Origin of the sequence: Pseudolabrys sp. Root1462 (genome assembly GCF_001426945.1) — a bacterium.
Taxonomy (GTDB): domain Bacteria; phylum Pseudomonadota; class Alphaproteobacteria; order Rhizobiales; family Xanthobacteraceae; genus Pseudolabrys.
Genome location: NZ_LMFS01000001.1, coordinates 2,012,137 through 2,030,619, shown reverse-complemented (window position 1 = coordinate 2,030,619; position 18,483 = coordinate 2,012,137). Strand labels below are relative to the sequence as shown.

The following is an 18,483-nucleotide window of genomic DNA, read 5'->3' as shown; positions in this document are numbered from 1 at the left end:
CGAGGGCACGAGCCGCGGGCGCCGCGCCCACCCCCACGAGCCGGAGCAACCGGTTCGCACCCCTCGAAGGGGCGAGCGGAGTATGGGTATTATGTCATAGGAGGAAAGTCAAGAGATGGTAGGAATAAAAAGGTAGGGCGGGACGGCTATGTAAAGGCGGCGCGGCCGCGCTTGTCCCGGCCCGCCCGTTTAGGCGGACACGGCGCTTTCCCCAGTGCGGTAACCGGAAGAAGCCCACTGAGAGGGTCGAACCTCGAGAAGCGTCGTACCCGCCGCGTCGCGGAGGAATGGCGGATTATGCTTCGCCAATGCGCCCTACAGGCTGCAGAGGGTCTCACCGAAGCGCAAGCTCGACTTCATTGAAGCAATCGTTGAAAAGCCTATGTGTAACGGGCTTTTCTGCGTCTGATGGAAAGAAATTAAGCTCGATAATGTCGGCTTCTTCTTTTGAAGGGCGAAAATAAATCGGTAGCTCAGTGTCTATACTCAAATGGAGTTCATTCGTTCCGAAATGCATAACCGTAGGATTGTCTATCGCAACTCCGTGAATAATCGTTCCCATTGCTAACAATTCTATGTTGCGGATGAAGAACGGTAACCAGCCGTCGCGTTCAAATTCAGAACGAACATTTCTAAGCTTTGGCTTGCCACTCCTGCCGTAAGGCGAATAATGCCTCGATTTGTCTGTGCAGGCGTGCTTTGGCCAGGGAGGGCCGAATAAATCAAAATAAGCCCCGCCACCGTGTTTGCCACGCACGTAATACACGTCCGCGTGACAAACTGGGCACGTAGCGTAGGGTTTTGAAACGTAACGTCCCGCGGTTTTACGTTTCCATCCGTTCCACGTTGGAGGACGCGCTCTTGGATGGCCACCTCGAAAATTGCACTTACAATTTTTAGGGTGGTTGAATCCATTGCAACCCATTGGATGCCATCACAATGTCATCTCGTGTCAACGATCGAAGTTGCCCACCGTCAGCCAAGAGTTACCTGAGGTGTCAACCTTAAATTTCAGCTTGTCCTTCAAGCGTTGTGCCAATTCTTTTCGACTCGTTGCTCGGTTGTTCAGTTGAAGAATATGCATTCCTGCAATGTCGCTAATTTTTCGAATGTCCCCAACTTCGACCAAGAGCGTTTTTTCTTGGTATGCACCGAGAGCAATGCCAGCTTCAAAAATTACGTTCGGTCTCGCTTGGCTCTGTAGTGATTTTTCATCTTTCGGTCCGCGAAACTTTGATTTCAAGCGAGCTTCTTCATCGGGTGAAAAGAGGACGATCACACCTTGAACTTTTTGCAGGGCGCCCCTCACGATTTCAGTTACGTTCGGATTGGCTCCCTTCGCGGCCTTCACCGCTTGATTCCACTCCATCGGATTAAGCCCAATGGCTCGCAGAAATGCGAACATGTCCTCGTTCAGTTGATTATCTCGACCATGTACTACGAAAAGAGAGTTGTTTTTGGTTGTCTTTATTGTTCGCGTCTTAACGGTCGGCTTTGTCGGGGGCGGAATTGGAACTGCCTTAGCGGTCGGTGGCACAGCTAAGTGTGTCGGCACCCCGCGTAAAACCGCCATCTGTTCTGCTGAGGCATATCGATCATAACTGATGCCATTATCTCCCGCGACGATAAACGCTGCGATGTCACGTGAAACGCGGTTTACTCGCGCGGACTCTTGCACCAGTTCCTGCACACGCCGTTTGCTCAGACCCAGCGCCTTTTCGAGCCGAACCATAAGTCGTGGGTCCACAGCGGCCATCTGTTAGCCTTTGCTCTTAGGACTTCGGCTCTTAGCTACGTTGGCGAAGTTCGGTCCTACGCCAAGGATGCCGCCTATTTGAGGGCTATCAAAACCTACTGACAAGAGACGCCGTGCTGCTTCCTCTTTTTCCAGGTTCTTCACGGCAATCATCGCGAGCAGCCGAGCAATGCGATCGAACGGGTCTGATTTGGTGGCTTCACTTTTTTGTTTTTTTGCCACGCCCCGTGCCCTTCCTTTTTTGGCGTTGCCGCAGGTTTGTTTTGACCGAATTTGCTGTTGTGCCAAGAAGCGCTGCGGCGTCCGAGGTAGCTAACCCAATTCCTTCAAGAAACTGAACCTTTGCCACGACGTCCGGGACGCGTTTTGGGTCGTTAATCGCGACTTGCTGCACGCAAAGGTAGGCCAGCGCCTTGCCGATAATCTCAAGCCATTGGCCATTATTTTCTTGAGGCACGCTTTCCTCCCTTTGAGGCTTTGAGCACTCGAACGGAGTCTGGAGTGCTTCCTGCCGCACTCGCAGCGTCCTTTGCCGGAACGCCTAAGCCTTCGAGAAATTTCACTTTTTTCAATACGCTGTCGGTCTTGGCTGGATTCTTCTCGGAGAATTTTTCCAGGCAAAGATAGGCTAAAGCGTTGCCAATAACTGGCAACCAAATGTCATGAACTGACTTAGCATCAGACACATCGTTTCTCCGGCAGGTTGGTGACCTGCATGCTTTGCACGCGAATCAGTTGAGCGCTAACGGAGAATCAGAAATACAATAGGCTAAGTGTTACGCAAGGCCTCTTACACAGATTTAGTGCGCTATCCCCTGTGATTCAGGAAGGGTGGTCGAGCCTTAAGGCGGCAGGGTTTTTCCTGGTCAAGTGCGGCTTCGTTCTCATTCGGCTGCCTGCACTTCACCTTCAGGCCGGCCGCGACGATCTCGCTTCGCGATCGGTCGGGGCCGTTCATCCTTCTAGGCTCGCTACGCTCTCCTCACGATGACGCGGCCGCTACCATCGACGCCCCCAAATCCCCCGGTCGCTTAATCTCGATCTCCACAAACGCCATCGGCTTATCGCCGCCGTTCATGACGTCGTGCTCGATGCCGGCGGGGCGCTGATAGGATTGTCCGGCTTTCAAACGCACCTCGGAAACTTCGCCATTGATTTCGTAGCGCATCACCGCGTCGGTGAGCATGACGACGAAGTAGGGCCAGCCGTGGCTGTGCCAGCCGGTGGCGGCGCCGGGCGCGAAATCCCAGCGCGTGATGCGCACCGTGGCGTCGTCCTGCTGGACCGTCGGCACCGCGGGTTCGTTGCATTTGAAGGGCATGAAGTTCCTTTGGCGCGCGCCGGAGGGCGGGGTGATATGGGCGGCGCGGATCACCATATGATCCGGCATGAGCCGCGCCTTCGTCAATGAAGACAACACCACCGAGGACCTGCCGGACCGGCCGGTCTCGACGCACGTTAATTACGTGACGCCGCACGGCCTCGCGCTGATCGAGGCCGCGTTCGAGAGCGCGCGGCAGGCCTATAACGAGGCGCAGGCCTCCGGCGAGCGCGATGCGCTGGCGCGGGCGGCGCGCGAACTGCGCTACTGGAGCGCCCGGCGCGCCAGCGCGCAGGTGATTGCCCCCGGCGCCGACACCGACACGGTGCAGTTCGGCAGCACAGTGACGATCGAGCGCGAGGACGGCCGGCGGCAGATCTTCACCATCGTCGGCGAGGACGAGGCCGAGCCGGCCAAGGGCTCGGTGTCCCATGTGTCGCCGCTGGCGGTGGCGCTGCTCGGCAAGCGCGTCGGCGACGTCGTGCGCGCCGGCCGTGACGACGCCGAGATCGTCGCCATCGGCTAGGTGGCGGCGTCGCCAGGCGAGCCGGCGAGCAACCGCTGCAAGGTCAGCGCGTTGGCGGCCGCATAACCCAGCGCCGTGTTGTCGAGAATGCACCAGGTGGCGGCGCCGCCTGCGGCGGCCTCGCGCAAACGGCGCGCGTAATCCGCCAGAGCTTCATCGCCGTAAGCCGAATAATACGGCCGCGGCGCGCCGTGCAGGCGCATGTAGAACAGGCCGGGCCAGCCGCCGGCCTGCGGGTCGCCGCCGCCTTCCACCTTGCTCATGCCGATGGCCGGATGCGCGGCGACGCGGGCCACCTTGAAGCGGCGGAGCATGGCGTCGGCCTCGGCGCCGAGCCAGCTGTCATGGCGCGGCTCGCAGACCGCCGGCCCGGCAAAGCGCGCGCGGAATGTCGTGAAGAAGGCGCCGGCGATATCGGCGTCGAAGGCAAAGCTCGGCGGCAACTGGACGAGCAGGGCGCCGAGCCTGCCACCGAGGCCGCCGATCTGTTCGGCGAAGGCATCGAGCGCCGCTTCGGTGCCGGCGAGCCGCAGCGTGTGCGTGATTTCCTTCGGCAGCTTGACCGCGAAGGCGAAGGTCTCGGGCACGGTCGCCGCCCAGCGCTCATAGGTCGTGCGCCGGTGCGGGCGGTGGAACGACGAGTTGATCTCGGCGGCGCTGAAGCGCTGCGCGTAGCGGGCGAGGTGACTGGCGCCGGCGGGAAACGCCGCGGCGGAAGTCTTCGGCAGCGTCCAGCCGGCCGTGCCGAGGCGGATCACTCCGCCGCCTTCTGGCCCTTCTTCTTCGGCCCTGCGTCCTTGCGCGCCAGCACCGGCTTGAGGAATTGCCCGGTGTAGCTGCGCTTTTCGCGGGCGATGTCTTCCGGCGTGCCGGCCGCGACGATCTCGCCGCCGCCGTCGCCGCCCTCGGGGCCGAGGTCGATCACCCAGTCCGCGGTCTTGATGACTTCGAGGTTGTGCTCGATCACCGCCACGGTGTTGCCGCCCTCGACCAGCTCGTGCAGCACTTCGAGCAGCTTGGCGACGTCGTGGAAGTGCAGGCCGGTGGTCGGCTCGTCGAGGATATAGAGCGTGCGGCCGGTCGAGCGCTTCGACAGCTCCTTGGCCAGCTTGATGCGCTGCGCCTCGCCGCCGGAGAGGGTCGTCGCCTGCTGGCCGACATGGATGTAGTCGAGGCCGACGCGGTGCAGCAGCGCCAGCACGTCGCGCACGCGCGGCACCGCCTTGAAGAACTCCAACGCTTCTTCCACGGTCATGTCGAGCACGTCGGCGATCGACTTGCCCTTGAACAGCACCTCGAGCGTTTCGCGGTTGTAGCGCTTGCCCTTGCAGACGTCGCAGGTGACGTAGACGTCGGGCAGGAAGTGCATCTCGATCTTGATGACGCCGTCGCCCTGGCAGGCCTCGCAGCGGCCGCCCTTGACGTTGAACGAGAAGCGTCCCGGTTCGTAGCCGCGCGCCTTGGCTTCGGGCAGGGCGGCGAACCATTCGCGGATCGGCGTGAAGGCGCCGGTATAGGTCGCCGGATTGGAGCGCGGCGTGCGGCCGATCGGCGACTGGTCGATGTCGATGATCTTGTCGATGTGCTCGAGGCCCTCGATGCGGTCGTGCGGCGCCGGCGCTAGCGAGGCGCCGTTGAGCTTGCGCGCCACCGAGGCGTAGAGCGTGTCGATCAGCAGCGTCGACTTGCCGCCGCCGGATACGCCGGTGATGGCGGTGAACAGGCCGAGCGGGATTTCCGCGGTGACGTTCTTGAGGTTGTTGCCGCGGGCGTTGACGACCTTGATCTGGCGGCGCTTGTCGGGCGTGCGGCGCTGCGGCACCGGCACGTTGAGCTCGCCGGACAGGTACTTGCCGGTCCATGACGCCGGCGCGGCGATCAGGTCCTCGACCTTGCCTTCGGCGATGATGTTGCCGCCGTGGATGCCGGCGCCGGGGCCGATGTCGAGCACGTGGTCGGCGACGCGGATGGCGTCCTCGTCGTGCTCGACCACGATCACGGTGTTGCCGAGATCGCGCAGCCGCTTGAGCGTTTCCAGCAGGCGCGCATTGTCGCGCTGGTGCAGGCCGATGGAAGGTTCATCCAGCACATAGAGCACGCCGGTGAGGCCGGAGCCGATCTGCGAGGCCAGACGAATGCGCTGGCTCTCGCCGCCGGACAGCGTGCCGGAGGCGCGGGCGAGCGTCAGATAATCGAGGCCGACGTCGTTGAGGAAGCGCAGGCGGTCCCTGATTTCCTTGAGGATGCGCGGTGCGATCTCGTTCTGCTTCTTGTTGAGCTGCTTCGGCAGCTCGGTGACCCAGTCGCCGGCGGCGCGGATCGACAGTTCGGCGATCTCGGAAATGGTCTTGCCGGCGATCTTGACGCACAAAGCCTCTGGCTTGAGACGGGCGCCATGACAGGCTTCGCACGGCGTGTCGGAGAAATACTTGCCGAGTTCCTCGCGCGCCCATTCGGAATCGGTTTCCTTGAAGCGGCGCTCGAGATTGGTGATGACGCCCTCGAACGGCTTCTTGGTGGTGTAGCCGCGCATCCCGTCGTCATAGACGAACTTGATGTCGTCATCGCCGGAGCCATAGAGGATGGCTTCCTGCGTCTTCTTCGGCAGGTCCTTCCACTTGGTATCGAGCGTGAACTTGTAATGCTTGCCGAGCGCTTCGAGCGTCTGCGTGTAATACGGCGACGACGACTTGGCCCAGGGCGCGATGGCGCCCTTGCCGACCTTGGCGTCGCGATCCGGGATCACCAGTTCGGCGTCGATATGCTGCTCGACGCCGAGGCCGCCGCAGGCCGGGCAGGCGCCGAACGGATTGTTGAACGAGAACAGCCGCGGCTCGATTTCCGGAATGGTGAAGCCGGAGACGGGGCAGGCGAACTTCTCGGAGAAGATCAGCCGCTCATGCGTGGCATTGCGGCCGCGATTGGCGGCAGCACCCGTGGCTTTGGTGTCGGCGAGTTCGACGACGGCGAGGCCTTCGGCGAGCTTGAGGCACTGCTCCAGCGAGTCGGCGAGGCGCGCGGTGATGTCCGACTTCACCACCAGGCGGTCGACGACGACGTCGATGTCGTGGGTGAATTTCTTGTCGAGCGGCTTGACGTCGCTGATCTCGAGGAATTCGCCGTCGATCTTCACGCGCTGATAGCCCTTGCGCATGTACTCGGCGAGTTCCTTCTTGTACTCGCCCTTGCGGCCGCGCACGACCGGCGCCAGCACATAGATGCGCGTGCCTTCCGGTAGCGCCAGCACGCGATCGACCATCTGCGACACTGTCTGCGATTCGATCGGCAGGCCGGTGACCGGCGAATAGGGAATGCCGACGCGCGCCCAGAGCAGGCGCATGTAGTCGTAGATCTCGGTGACGGTGCCGACGGTCGAACGCGGGTTCTTCGACGTCGTCTTCTGTTCGATGGAGATGGCCGGCGACAGACCGTCGATCTGATCGACGTCCGGCTTCTGCATCATCTCGAGGAACTGGCGCGCGTAGGCCGACAGCGACTCGACATAGCGGCGCTGGCCCTCGGCGTAGATCGTGTCGAAGGCGAGCGACGACTTGCCGGAGCCGGACAGGCCGGTGAACACCACCAGTTGGTCGCGCGGGATGACGACGTCGACGTTTTTGAGATTGTGCTCGCGGGCGCCGCGGATGGTGATCTGGCGGCTGTCGAGGACGCGTTTGGCGGTGGTGTCGGGCGTTTTATCGGGCATGGGGCTCGTCGAGGACGGAATGGAACCTGTTGGCGCGGCAAAAGGCCGGCGTTCCAGCGAGCCGACAGGCCTTCCGGAGCACACGACAGGTAGGAACGTAGTGAGAACGAGCCCGGTTCGCTAGGGGCCGTGCGGCTCTTTCCTGTGCGCTGGTGTGCAGCGCCGGCTATTTCGGCGCTGGGGACAAGTCGGAGGAGGCTTCGGCGCGCTGCGCCACCACGCCGGTTGCAGGTCTGTGAGTTCCATTACGAGGAAACATCGAAAATTCGCCGGGCTGCCGTAAGGTATTAGTACACCGGGCTCGGTAGCGTGCGGTGGACTTGCTGGGATGGATTGGAATGGGAATGCCGGAAGCCGCGTCGCACGTCGTCAGCGCAGGGACCACGGGCAAAACGCGGCGAGCACCGCGCCATCGACACGGGTGGGCGACCCTTCTCAGCGCTTCCGTTGCACTCACGGCATTGTCGGCCGCATCGGCGGTGGCGCAAAGCTGGACCGGCGCGACGAGCGCCGATTGGACGGATGGAACGAACTGGTCCGGCGGCGTCGTGCCGACCAGCCCGACCGCGGTGACCATCGACTCGGCCAATCCGGCGGTGCTCGGCGTCGGCGCGGCCGCGAGCGGTTCAACCGGCAATCTCTTCGTCGGCGAAACATCGGCGGGCAGTCTCACCATTCAGAACGGCAGCACCCTTGCGAGCCTGGGAAGTTTCCGGATTGGCGGAGCCGGGAGCACCGGCACGGTGACCGTCACAGGCGCGGGCTCGCAATGGACGGCCAGCGGCCTTGCGCTCACCATCGGCGGCTCCGGCACCGGAATCCTCAACGTCCAGAATGGCGCCTCGGTGACCGCCCAAGGCGGCACGTCTCTCGGCGGCGGCGCAGGCGTCGGCATTCTCAACGTCACCAATGCCACGTTTGCGTCGCAGAGCCTGAGCGTCGCCGCCGGGTCGCAGGCCAACTTCGACAATGCCGTCTACCGCGCGACAAGGAGCAGCGCCGTCTGGATCGGTTCGTCGGCGGGCACGCTCAATATCGCGGCGGGCGGCCTGACAATGGACAGCGTCAACTTCGCGGTGTCTGCCGCGAGCGGTTTCAGCGGCATCGGCAGTCTGACCAAGACCGGCACTGGCATCGTCAATCTGACGACGAGCAATTTCTACACTGGCCGAACAGTGATCGGGCAGGGAACGCTCGCGCTGCGGACCGGTGGCTCGATTGCCGCGTCGAGCGGCGTCACGGCCAATGGCACGTTCGACATATCGGCGCTCACCGCGGCGGGGACGAACATTCAGAGCCTCGGCGGCAGCGGCGCCATTACGATGGGCGCCAAAAACCTGACGATCACCAACGCCAACGATACGTTCTCCGGCCTATTCAACGGCATCGGCGTGCTGACAGTTGCGGGCGGTAAGGAAGTCCTGAGTGGCGACAATTCCGCGTTTGGTGGATCGACGATCGTTCAAGGTGGCACGCTGGCGGTCAACGGCATTCTTGCCGGCGTCATGGATGTGCAGGCGGCGGGCCGGCTGCAAGGCATCGGCACGGTCGGCGACACGACCAATGCCGGCATCGTTGCGCCGGGCAACTCGATCGGCACGCTGACGATCGCCGGCAACTACACCGGCACCGGCGGCACGCTGCAGATCGAGTCCGTGCTCGGTGGCGATGCCTCGCCGACCGACAAGCTCGTCGTCACCGGCAATACAGCCGGCAGCACGAATGTGCGCGTCATCAATCTCGGCGGCGCCGGCGCGCAGACGGTGGAAGGCATCAAAATCATCGACGTCGGCGGCGCATCGAATGGCAGCTTCGGTCTACAGGGCGACTACGTCATCAACGGCCAGCAGGCCGTGGTCGGCGGTGCCTATGCCTATACGCTGCAGAAGAACGGCGTATCGACGCCGGCCGATGGCGACTGGTATCTGCGCTCGAGCCTGATCAATCCGCCGGCTTCGGCGCCGGCCGGTCCGCTGTATCAGCCGGGCGTGCCGCTTTATGAATCCTACGGCCAGATCCTGCTCGGCATGAACGGCCTGCCGACCTTGCGGCAGCGCGTCGGCAATGGCTATGCGGCGAGCGGCGGCATCGCGGGCGGCCCATCGCCTGTCTGGCTGCGCGTCGAGGGGCAGCACGCCAGTTTCAAGCCGTCGAATACGACCGGTTCGACCTTCACCAGCGATCAGGGCACGATGCGTGGCGGAGTCGACGGCCTGGCTTATGAGAACGATCGCGGTCGATTGATCTTCGGCTTCACCGCGCATTACGCGGCGCTGTCGTCGGACGTAAAATCGCTCTACGGCAATGGCAAGATCAAGGTCGATGGCGTCGGCGTTGGCGGCACGCTGACCTGGTATGGCAACAACGGCTTCTATGTCGATGGCCAGTCGCAGATGACCTGGTACCGATCCGATTTGTCGTCCGATCTTGCCGGCACCCTGAAGGACGGCAACAACGGCTTCGGTTACGCTTTCGGCGCCGAGACCGGCCGGCGCATTCCGCTCGGCGGCGCGCTGTCGCTCACGCCGCAGGCGCAACTGGTGTATTCATCGGTCAGCTTCGGCACCTTCAACGACCGCTTCGGTGCGGCCGTTTCCAGCGACGACGGCGACAGTCTGCAGGGGCGGGCCGGGCTTTCGCTGGATCATCAGCGGGCGTGGCGCAACGGTGAAGGCGAGATGATCCGTTCGGACATCTACGCCATCACCAACCTCTATTACGAATTACTCGACGGCACCGCCGTCGACGTCGGCGGCACGCGCTTCACCAGTGCCGCAGATCGCCTATGGGGCGGCGTCGGCGCCGGCGGCGCCTACCATTGGGCAAACGACAAGTATTCGCTGTATGGCGAAGTCTCGTTCAACACCAGTCTGGCGGATGCCGGCGACGACTATGCCTACAAGGGCACGCTCGGCTTTCGCGCGCTGTGGTGAGGTGCTGGGAGCGCGCCTGCAACGACAAAAGGCCGGGCTTTTTGCCCGGCCTTTCGCAGCTTGAATGTCGGCGCGCCTAGAAGCGGTAGTTCAGGCCGGCGCGGACGGTGTTGAAGTTGTAGCTGCCGCTGGCGGTGGCGCCGGCGATGGTCACGCTGGTGTCGCCGGAGTGGACGTAGAGATATTCGCCCTTGACGCTCCAGCGATCCCAGACGGCCCATTCCAGGCCGCCGCCGAGTGCGTAGCCCGAACTCCAGTTCGAAGCCTCGGCCGAACCGCCCGGTCCCGAGATGCTCAGCTTGGAGTCGGTGTAGGCCCAGCCGCCCGTGCCGTAGATCATCATGCGGTCGAAGGCGAAGCCGACGCGGCCGCGCACCGTGGCGAAGGCCGGGATCTTGCCTTCAACCGTGACGCCGCCGCCGAGATCCTGGCTGGCTTTGATGCTGGTGCCCTGGAAGTCGCCTTCGAGGCCGACCACGAAGCTGCTGAGTTGCAGGTTGTAACCGACCTGGCCACCATAGATGGCGCCCTTGGCATTGTCGGCGAAAGAGCTCGACCAGCCGTAGCCGCCATTGATGCCGGCGTAGAAGCCGGTCCAGGAGAAGTAGGGCGCGTAAACAGCCGGCGCCGGAGCCTTGAGCGGAATGTCGGCCGCCATAGCGGTCGACGTCAGTGCGATGGCTGGCACGACGGCGCAGCCAAGTAACAACGCGTGAAGGCGCTTCATCGCGATCCTCTTTAATTTGGTGTCAGGTGAAACGCATTACGCGGAGCCCAAAGGCCCTTGCGGCGACCGTGCGTTGAGTCGGCTTTACAGGATGTTAATTCCGGTTGCGGTGCGGCGCGGCGGGCATCGTGGCGCGCAAAATGAAAAAGGCCGGCGCAAGGCCGGCCTTTCCCGATCTGTAAAAGTGGCTTCGCTTAGAAGCGGTAGTTCAGGCCAGCGCGGACGACGTTGTAGTGATAGTCGCCGGTGCTGAACGTGGTGCCGCCCAGCGTCAGGTCGACGCTCTTGGCCTTCACGTACAGGTATTCAGCCTTGAGGCTCCACGGACCCGCGAAGGCCCATTCCAGACCGCCACCGAGGGTGTAGCCCGAACCCCACTTGTTGTCCGAAACCGAACCGCCCGGGCCAGTGACCGAAGCTTCGGTCTTGCTGTAGGCCCAGCCGCCGGTGCCGTACACCATGAAGCGATCCCAGGCGTAGCCGATGCGGCCGCGCACGGTGCCGAACGCCGGAACCTTGGCTTCACCGGTGAAGGCGCCGACCGTGGCGCTGTTCTTCAGCGAGGTGCCCTGGAAGTCAGCTTCGAGGCCGAGGACGAGCGGGCTGCCGAGAGCCTGCCAGTTGTAACCGATCTGGCCGCCGCCGACGAAGCCCGAGGCATCGCCGAAGTTCGAACCAGCCGACGACCAAGCGCCACCGGCGTTCACGCCGAGGTAGAAGCCGGTCCAGTTGTAGGTGGCGACCATCGGCGGCGCCTTGGTGTAGGTGCGCGCCGGCAGGTCGGCGGCCGAAGCGGCGGTGGCAAGGCCCAGCACGGCGACGGCGGCGCCAAGTGCAGTGAATGAACGCATGGGTTTCTCCCGGTATTGCGAATAAGGACGGTCACACGACGCGTCGCGATGCCACTTTAATACACCCTTTCAGCCGAAAAGCTGTGCCATTTAGGTCACATCAACAAGCAGAAGTTTGCGGAACTTCAATTGCTTAATGGAACCTTACATGCGGCCTGGGTTCCCATTGTGGGCGGTGCAGCACGGCATATTTTTACCATGCGGAAACGATGGGGCTCGCACTTATCCTGACGTGTAGGTCGTCGGCGGATCGCGAAAACGAAGTAATATTAAGGGGTCACGCCATACCGGCCGCGCTGGGCACCGGGGGTCAGGATACCGGGACAGCAGCGATGCCCGCCGATTGATGCGCACGCATCTACATTGACTCTGAGCGGAGCGATGATTAGAACAAAAAGCGAACGACCTTCAACGTCTGCGAGGGCGCGCGCAAAGCGCAGCGCCGGTGCGGATGGCTTGTGGATTAAAGACGCCGGGCCCGGCACGGCCCTATGTCGCCCCGGCGCCGCGGACTAGGGTGAATTGACGATCGGAAAGACGGACTGGCGAAGGCAAGTCGGTTGATCGAGAGGAACGCCGCGCAGCGGCGGTTTCCTGGGAAGAGGCGGGGAGTGTCCGTCGCGCGCGGTTGGAGCGGGCGACGTTCGGTTCGCCGCTCGGTAAATAAGCGACAGGGATTGCGGAGAGCATCATGGCGGGTAGCGTCAACAAAGTGATTTTGATCGGCAATCTCGGCGCCGATCCGGAAATTCGCCGCACGCAGGACGGCCGTCCGGTCGCCAATTTGCGCATCGCCACGTCGGAAACCTGGCGCGACAAGAACACCGGCGAGCGCAAGGAAAAGACCGAGTGGCACCGCGTCGTCGTTTTCAACGAAGGCCTGTGCAAGGTCATCGAGCAGTATGTGAAGAAGGGCTCGAAGGTTTACATCGAAGGCGCGCTGCAGACGCGCAAATGGCAGGACAAGGACGGCCAGGACCGCTACTCGACCGAGGTCGTGCTGCAGGGCTTCAACTCGGTGCTCACCATGCTCGACGGCCGCTCCGGCGGCGCCAGCGGCGGCGGTGGTGATTTCGGCGGCGGCGAGGATTTCGGCTCGAGCGGGCCGAGCAGTGGCAGCGGTCAGCGCCGGCAGCCGGCGATGGCCGGCGGCGGCGGCCGCAGCAACGACATGGACGACGAGATCCCGTTCTGATCCGGGGCGGCTTGTCGGATCGATCTCATAAGGAGCGCGGCTTGGTCCGCGCTCTTTTTCTTTGGCGCCCGGTCCTTGATGCCTGGGCGCTGCAAACGTCATGAGGATTCGCTAGACTTCGCGCCACAAAACATAAAGGGAGGCGTCCGATGTTGCGTGGCCTTGGTCTCGTGCGAGTGGCGTGTGCGCTGGTTTTGATGTCGCCGGCGGCAGCGCTGGCGCAGAACGATCTGATCGTCGAGAAGAAGACCTTCGCGATGCCGAGCTACACGACGGTGGCCGGCGCGACGATCAAAGACGTCAAGATCGGCTGGGAGGCGGCCGGCACGCTCAACGCCGACAAGTCCAACGCCATCCTGATCACGCATTTCTTCACCGGCACCAGTCACGCCTTCGGCAAATACAAGGCCGACGACAAGGCGGCGGGGTACTGGGACTATCTGATCGGACCGGGCAAGACGATCGACACCAACAAATACTACGTGCTGTCGTCCGACACGCTGGTGAACCTCAACGTCAACGCGCCCAACGTCGTCACCACCGGGCCGGCCAGCATCAATCCGGATACCGGCAAGCCTTATGGCATGAGTTTTCCGGTCGTCAGCATCAAGGACTTCGTCCGGGTGCAGAAGGCGCTCACTGACTCGCTCGGCATCAAGAAGCTGCATGCAGTGGTGGGCGCGTCGATGGGCGCGCTGCAGACTTATGAATGGGCGGCGAGTTTTCCGCAAGCCGTCGATCGCATCGTGCCGGTGATCGGTACGCCGCGCGCCGACGCCTTCCTCATCGAGTGGCTCAATGTCTGGGCGGCGCCGATCAAGCTCGATCCGAACTGGAACGGCGGCAACTACTATGGCGGCAAGCCGCCTGTGGAAGGACTGAAGCTGGCGCTGAAGATGGTGACGCTGCAGGCCAATCACACGGACTGGGCGATCAAGACCTTCGGCGATGCGCCGGCCGAGGCGGGTAAGGATCCGGCGGCGGCGATGGGCAACGAGTTCAAGATCGAAGCCGCGATCGATGCAGCGGCCGCCGCTCGGGCTCAGCTCTCCGACGCCAATTCGTTGATCTATCTCGTCAAGGCCAATCAGCTGGCAAGCGCCGATCCCGCCAAGATCAAGGCGCCGACGCTCGTGCTCTATTCGCCGACCGATCTGGTGTTCTACCGGCCGCTGGTCGAGGACGCCGCGAGGGCGATCGCCGCCGGCGGGACGTCCGTCGACACCGCGCCACTGCCGGGGCCGAACGGCCATCTCAACGGTGTGTTCGCGGTCGCCCAGCAGGCCGAGAAGATCAAGGCGTTCCTGGATAAGTAACCGGGGCGCCGGGGCTCACGCCCGCGGCGTCAGCAACGTCGCCAGAGCTAACGTGCAGAACCCGGTTAGCGTCAGCGCCGCATTGACGGCGTGCGAGACTTCCCATTGCCAGCGCAGCGCCCGCCAGTCGGCGGGCGCCACCGTCCAGTTCTGCGTCGCGACGTTGGCCGGATAGGTGAAGGCGAAGAAGATCGCGAGGCCGGCGACCAGGCAGGCGACGGTCGCGATCGACAGCCGGAACGGGTGCGTCTCATGGCGAAGCGCTATCGCCAGCGCGACGTTGACGCCGAGCGCGGCGATCTGCGCGATGCCGAACAACGCCCAGCCATTGTACGTCATCTGCGCGATGAAATAGTCGGGCTGGGTCATCGCCATTTTCGTCAGCAGCGAAGCGGCATGCGCGCCGCCCGGCACCAACGCGATAGCCGTCAACAACAAGGCCGCAAATTGCAACGCGATCATCGCCAATAACTCCTTGCGCTGCGCCATGGCGAGGCGCTGCGGGCCTCAGCCCGCGATGGCGACACGCACCCCGTCGATGACGAATTGCACGGCCAGCGCGGCGAGCAGGACGCCGAGCAAACGTGACAGCACCATGCTCGCGGTCGATCCCAACAGCTTGCCGAGCCGCGTCGCGATCAGGAACACGCCGAAGCAAAGCAGCATGATCGCGGCGATGACGGCGAGCAGCAAGCCCAGCTTGATCGGATCGCCGCCGCTGCGGCCCGACAGCAGCACCGAAGCGGTGATCGCGCCCGGGCCGGCCATCAGCGGAATGGCGAGCGGGAAGGCGGCGATGTTGCGCACACGCTCCTCGATGGCCTGTTCGGCGGCTTCCGTCTGGCGGGTGACGCGCAGGCCGAACACCATTTCCGATGCGATCGAGAACAGCAGCAGGCCGCCGGCGATGCGGAAGGCAGGCAGGGAGATCGACAGCGCGCGTAGCAGCCAGTCGCCGATGAGCGCGCTGCCGGCCAGGATCGCGGTCGCGATCAGGCAGGCGCGCAGCGCCACGTGTCGGCGCGATTTCTCCGGCAGGCCGTGGCTGACGGCGAGGAAGGCGGGCACGAGGCCCACGGGATCGACCACCACGAGGATGGTAACGAGCGCCGAGATGAGAAATTCGAACGGGAAGGGACCGAGGACCATAGGCGCCATGGTAGCCGCTTAGAGCGGTCCGGGCGCGGTGAAAAGCATGCTTTCACCGGGTTGTATCGAGGGCTTCGCAGTTGCGCTTGGGCGGCCCTTTAGCGCCCCTATAACCTATTGAAAATACACGAAAATAAACCGCTTCCGACCGGGGTTTAAAATTAGCTTTGCGCCCCCAAATCAGCTAGACAGTCCCATAGATTCTTCAGCTGTCAGGAAGCCTTCTTTTGTCCGACACCGATACCCCGAAATCGGGGGGCGACCACCCCTCTGACGTCCGTCCCATTTCGATCACCGAAGAGATGAAGCGCAGCTATCTCGATTACGCGATGAGCGTGATCGTGTCGCGCGCGCTGCCCGATGTGCGTGACGGCTTGAAGCCGGTGCACCGGCGCATCCTCTATTCGATGCACGAACAGGGCCACACGCCCGACAAAAAATACGTGAAATCGGCGCGCGTCGTCGGCGACGTGATGGGTAAATATCACCCGCACGGCGACAGCGCGATCTACGACGCGCTGGTGCGCATGGCGCAGGATTTCTCCATGCGCCTGCAACTGATCGACGGGCAGGGCAATTTCGGCTCGGTTGACGGCGATCCGGCGGCGGCGATGCGCTACACCGAGTGCCGTCTGGCCAAGCCGGCGATGGCGCTGCTCGACGACATCGATAAGAACACCGTCGATTTCCAGGCGAACTACGACGGCAACGAGAACGAGCCGGTGGTGCTGCCGGCGCGCTATCCGAACCTGCTGGTCAACGGCGCCGGCGGCATCGCCGTCGGCATGGCAACCAACATCCCGCCGCACAATCTCGGCGAGGTGATCGACGCCTGCGTGGCGATGATCGACAATCCGGCGATCACGACCGATGAGCTGATCAACATCGTGCCCGGACCGGACTTCCCGACCGGTGGCATCATCCTCGGCCGCTCCGGCATCTACTCGGCGTTCACGACCGGTCGCGGCTCGGTGGTGATGCGTGGCAAGGTCGCCTTCGAGCAGTTCGGCAAGGAACGCGAAGCGATCATCATTTCGGAAATTCCCTATCAGGTGAACAAGGCCACCATGGTCGAGCGCATTGCCGAACTGGTGCGCGACAAGAAGATCGAAGGCATTTCCGACCTGCGTGACGAGTCGGATCGCGACGGCTACCGCGTCGTCATCGAACTCAAGCGCGACGCCGAGCGCGAGGTCGTCCTCAACCAGCTCTACCGCTTCACGCCGCTGCAGACGTCGTTCGGCGTCAACATGGTGGCGCTCGATGGCGGCCGCCCCCTGTTGATGACGCTGAAGGACATGCTGACCGCCTTCGTCGCGTTCCGCGAAGAGGTGGTGTCACGGCGCACCAAGTTCCTGCTCGGCAAGGCGCGCGATCGCGCTCACATTTTGGTCGGCCTCGCCATCGCGGTGGCGAACATCGATGAAGTGATCAAGCTGATCCGCGCTTCCAAGGATGCCAAGGAAGCGCGCGACGCCTTGATGGCGCGCGACTGGCCGGCAAAAGACATGATCAACATGGTGCTGCTGATCGACGATCCGCGGCACAAGGTTTCGCCGGAAGGCAACACGCGGCTATCGGCCGAGCAGGCCCAGGCCATCCTCGATCTGAGGCTGCAGCGGCTCACCGCGCTCGGCCGCGACGAAATCAAGGAAGAGCTCGACAAGCTCGCCGCCGAGATCGCCGACTATCTCGACATTCTGCGCTCGCGCGCGCGCATTCAGACCATCATCAAGGACGATCTGGCGGCGCTGAAGGGACAGTTCGCGACGCCGCGCCGCACGGAAATTTCCGACGCCGCCGGCGACATGGACGACGAGGACCTGATCCAGCGCGAAGACATGGTCGTCACCGTGTCGCATCTGGGTTACGTCAAGCGCGTGCCGCTCTCGACCTATCGGGCGCAGCGGCGCGGCGGCAAGGGCCGCGGCGGCATGCAGGTGCGCGACGAGGATTTCGTGTCGCGGCTGTTCGTCGCCTCGACGCATACGCCGGTGCTGTTCTTCTCCTCGGCCGGCAAGGTCTACAAGGAAAAGGTCTGGCGTCTGCCTTTGGCGGCGCCGCAGGCGCGCGGCAAGGCGATGATCAACATCCTGCCGCTCGACGCCGGCGAGACGATCACCTCGATCATGCCGTTGCCGGAGGACGAAAAGACCTGGGGCGAACTCGATGTGATGTTCGCGAGCACCAAGGGCACGGTCCGCCGCAACAAGCTCAGCGACTTCGTCGAAGTGCGCCGTTCCGGCATCATTGCGATGAAACTGCCCGATGGCGAAGGTATTCTCGGCGTTCAGATCTGCCGCGAGACCGACGACGTGCTGCTGACATCGTCCGGCGGCCAGTGCATCCGCTTCGCGGTGCCGGAAGTGCGGGTCTTCACCGGCCGCACCTCGATGGGCGTGCGCGGCATCGCACTGGAAGATGACGATCGCCTGATCTCGATGTCGATCCTGCGCCACAGCGAAGCCTCGTCGGAAGAGCGCGCGGCGTATCTCAAGAAGGCGAGCGCCGTGCGCCGCGGCGGAAACGACGATGAGGCTGTCGCTGCGATGCAGACGGAGGCGGAGGAGAATGTCGCCGCGATCGAGCTCAGCGAAGAGCGCTACGTGCAGATGTCGGCGGCCGAGCAGTTCGTGCTGACGTTGTCGGAGCGCGGCTACGGCAAGCGCACGTCGTCTTACGAATACCGGATCACCGGCCGTGGCGGTAAAGGCATCGTCGCCATGGACATCTGGCAGAAGACCAAGGGCGGCTTCGAGCTCAAACCGAAGATCGGCCGTCTCGTCGCATCGTTCCCGATCGAGGAAGACGACCAGGTCATGCTGGTGACCAATGCCGGCAAGCTGATCCGCACGCCGGTTTCCGGCATCCGCATCGCCGGACGTTCGACGCAGGGCGTCATCGTGCTCGATACGGCCGAGGACGAGCGCGTGGTGTCGGTCGAGCGGCTGAGCGAGGACGAGGGCGGGGAGTAGCATCTCCCCGCTAGACATTCCGGTTCAG

General features: G+C 63.2%; 17 protein-coding genes. 5 read left to right on the top strand and 12 right to left on the bottom strand.

Translation table 11 applies throughout. From position 1 onward, the window contains the following. Positions 1–334: 334 nt before the first annotated feature. From ASD45_RS23440 to ASD45_RS09955, 6 genes are all read right to left on the bottom strand, one after another. Positions 335–757 carry a hypothetical protein gene (locus tag ASD45_RS23440; RefSeq protein ID WP_156380792.1) on the bottom strand — a complete coding sequence of 141 codons (423 nt, stop codon included), beginning with the start codon at positions 755–757 and terminating at the stop codon, positions 335–337. Positions 758–952: 195 nt separating this feature from the next. Beyond that, complete coding sequence (locus ASD45_RS23005; RefSeq protein ID WP_244485273.1) at positions 953–1,756, bottom strand: nucleotide-binding protein; 804 nt, start codon at positions 1,754–1,756, stop codon at positions 953–955. A 3-nt stretch (positions 1,757–1,759) separates the two neighbouring features. Then, positions 1,760–1,978, bottom strand: a complete 219-nt coding sequence (locus tag ASD45_RS23435) for a hypothetical protein (RefSeq protein WP_156380791.1) — start codon at positions 1,976–1,978, stop codon at positions 1,760–1,762. Continuing rightward, entirely contained in the window at positions 1,956–2,213 is a 258-nt protein-coding gene (locus ASD45_RS23430; protein WP_156380790.1) for a hypothetical protein, read from the bottom strand. Before ASD45_RS23430 ends, ASD45_RS23435 begins: the two co-directional genes overlap by 23 nt. After that, positions 2,197–2,442, bottom strand: a complete 246-nt coding sequence (locus ASD45_RS23000; RefSeq protein ID WP_082540753.1) for a hypothetical protein — start codon at positions 2,440–2,442, stop codon at positions 2,197–2,199. The genes ASD45_RS23430 and ASD45_RS23000 overlap by 17 nt, the downstream gene beginning before the upstream one ends. A gap of 296 nt (positions 2,443–2,738) precedes the next feature. Further along, complete coding sequence (locus ASD45_RS09955) at positions 2,739–3,077, bottom strand: cupin domain-containing protein (RefSeq protein WP_056912689.1); 339 nt, start codon at positions 3,075–3,077, stop codon at positions 2,739–2,741. A 67-nt stretch (positions 3,078–3,144) separates the two neighbouring features. Here ASD45_RS09955 and greA point away from each other — a divergent pair, with 67 nt between their 5' ends. Further along, entirely contained in the window at positions 3,145–3,603 is a 459-nt protein-coding gene (gene greA / locus ASD45_RS09950; RefSeq protein ID WP_056911347.1) for a transcription elongation factor GreA, read from the top strand. Here greA and ASD45_RS09945 read toward each other — a convergent pair. Next, positions 3,600–4,361 carry a DUF72 domain-containing protein gene (locus ASD45_RS09945; RefSeq protein WP_056911346.1) on the bottom strand — a complete coding sequence of 254 codons (762 nt, stop codon included), beginning with the start codon at positions 4,359–4,361 and terminating at the stop codon, positions 3,600–3,602. The genes greA and ASD45_RS09945 overlap by 4 nt on opposite strands. Beyond that, the gene (gene uvrA, locus ASD45_RS09940) at positions 4,358–7,309 is read right to left on the bottom strand and encodes an excinuclease ABC subunit UvrA (protein WP_056911345.1); all 2,952 of its coding nucleotides are present in this window, start codon (positions 7,307–7,309) and stop codon (positions 4,358–4,360) included. The genes ASD45_RS09945 and uvrA overlap by 4 nt, the downstream gene beginning before the upstream one ends. A 461-nt stretch (positions 7,310–7,770) precedes the next feature. On the opposite strand from uvrA, the gene ASD45_RS09935 reads away from it, so the two are divergent. Then, positions 7,771–10,242 carry an autotransporter outer membrane beta-barrel domain-containing protein gene (locus ASD45_RS09935; RefSeq protein ID WP_244485271.1) on the top strand — a complete coding sequence of 824 codons (2,472 nt, stop codon included), beginning with the start codon at positions 7,771–7,773 and terminating at the stop codon, positions 10,240–10,242. A gap of 76 nt (positions 10,243–10,318) precedes the next feature. On the opposite strand, the gene ASD45_RS09930 is transcribed toward ASD45_RS09935, so the two are convergent. Together ASD45_RS09930 and ASD45_RS09925 are read right to left on the bottom strand one after the other, a co-directional pair. Next, on the bottom strand, positions 10,319–10,969 hold the full coding sequence (locus ASD45_RS09930) for an outer membrane protein (RefSeq protein ID WP_056911344.1): 651 nt from the start codon (positions 10,967–10,969) through the stop codon (positions 10,319–10,321). Between the two features lie 194 nt (positions 10,970–11,163). Then, positions 11,164–11,820, bottom strand: a complete 657-nt coding sequence (locus ASD45_RS09925; RefSeq protein ID WP_056911343.1) for an outer membrane protein — start codon at positions 11,818–11,820, stop codon at positions 11,164–11,166. A 691-nt stretch (positions 11,821–12,511) separates the two neighbouring features. Here ASD45_RS09925 and ASD45_RS09920 point away from each other — a divergent pair. Both ASD45_RS09920 and ASD45_RS09915 read left to right on the top strand, forming a co-directional pair. Continuing rightward, positions 12,512–13,015, top strand: coding sequence for a single-stranded DNA-binding protein (locus ASD45_RS09920; RefSeq protein WP_056911342.1), 504 nt, complete (start codon positions 12,512–12,514; stop codon positions 13,013–13,015). A 149-nt stretch (positions 13,016–13,164) separates the two neighbouring features. After that, positions 13,165–14,331, top strand: a complete 1,167-nt coding sequence (locus ASD45_RS09915) for a homoserine O-acetyltransferase (protein WP_056911341.1) — start codon at positions 13,165–13,167, stop codon at positions 14,329–14,331. A 15-nt stretch (positions 14,332–14,346) separates the two neighbouring features. On the opposite strand, the gene ASD45_RS09910 is transcribed toward ASD45_RS09915, so the two are convergent. Then, positions 14,347–14,793 (bottom strand): hypothetical protein, encoded by a 447-nt coding sequence (locus tag ASD45_RS09910; protein ID WP_056912687.1) that lies wholly within the window; start codon positions 14,791–14,793, stop codon positions 14,347–14,349. Positions 14,794–14,838: 45 nt separating this feature from the next. Next, entirely contained in the window at positions 14,839–15,489 is a 651-nt protein-coding gene (locus tag ASD45_RS09905) for a MarC family protein (protein ID WP_244485270.1), read from the bottom strand. Between the two features lie 218 nt (positions 15,490–15,707). Here ASD45_RS09905 and gyrA point away from each other — a divergent pair, with 218 nt between their 5' ends. After that, positions 15,708–18,455, top strand: coding sequence for a DNA gyrase subunit A (gene gyrA, locus ASD45_RS09900; protein WP_056911339.1), 2,748 nt, complete (start codon positions 15,708–15,710; stop codon positions 18,453–18,455). The last annotated feature ends 28 nt before the right edge of the window (positions 18,456–18,483 follow it).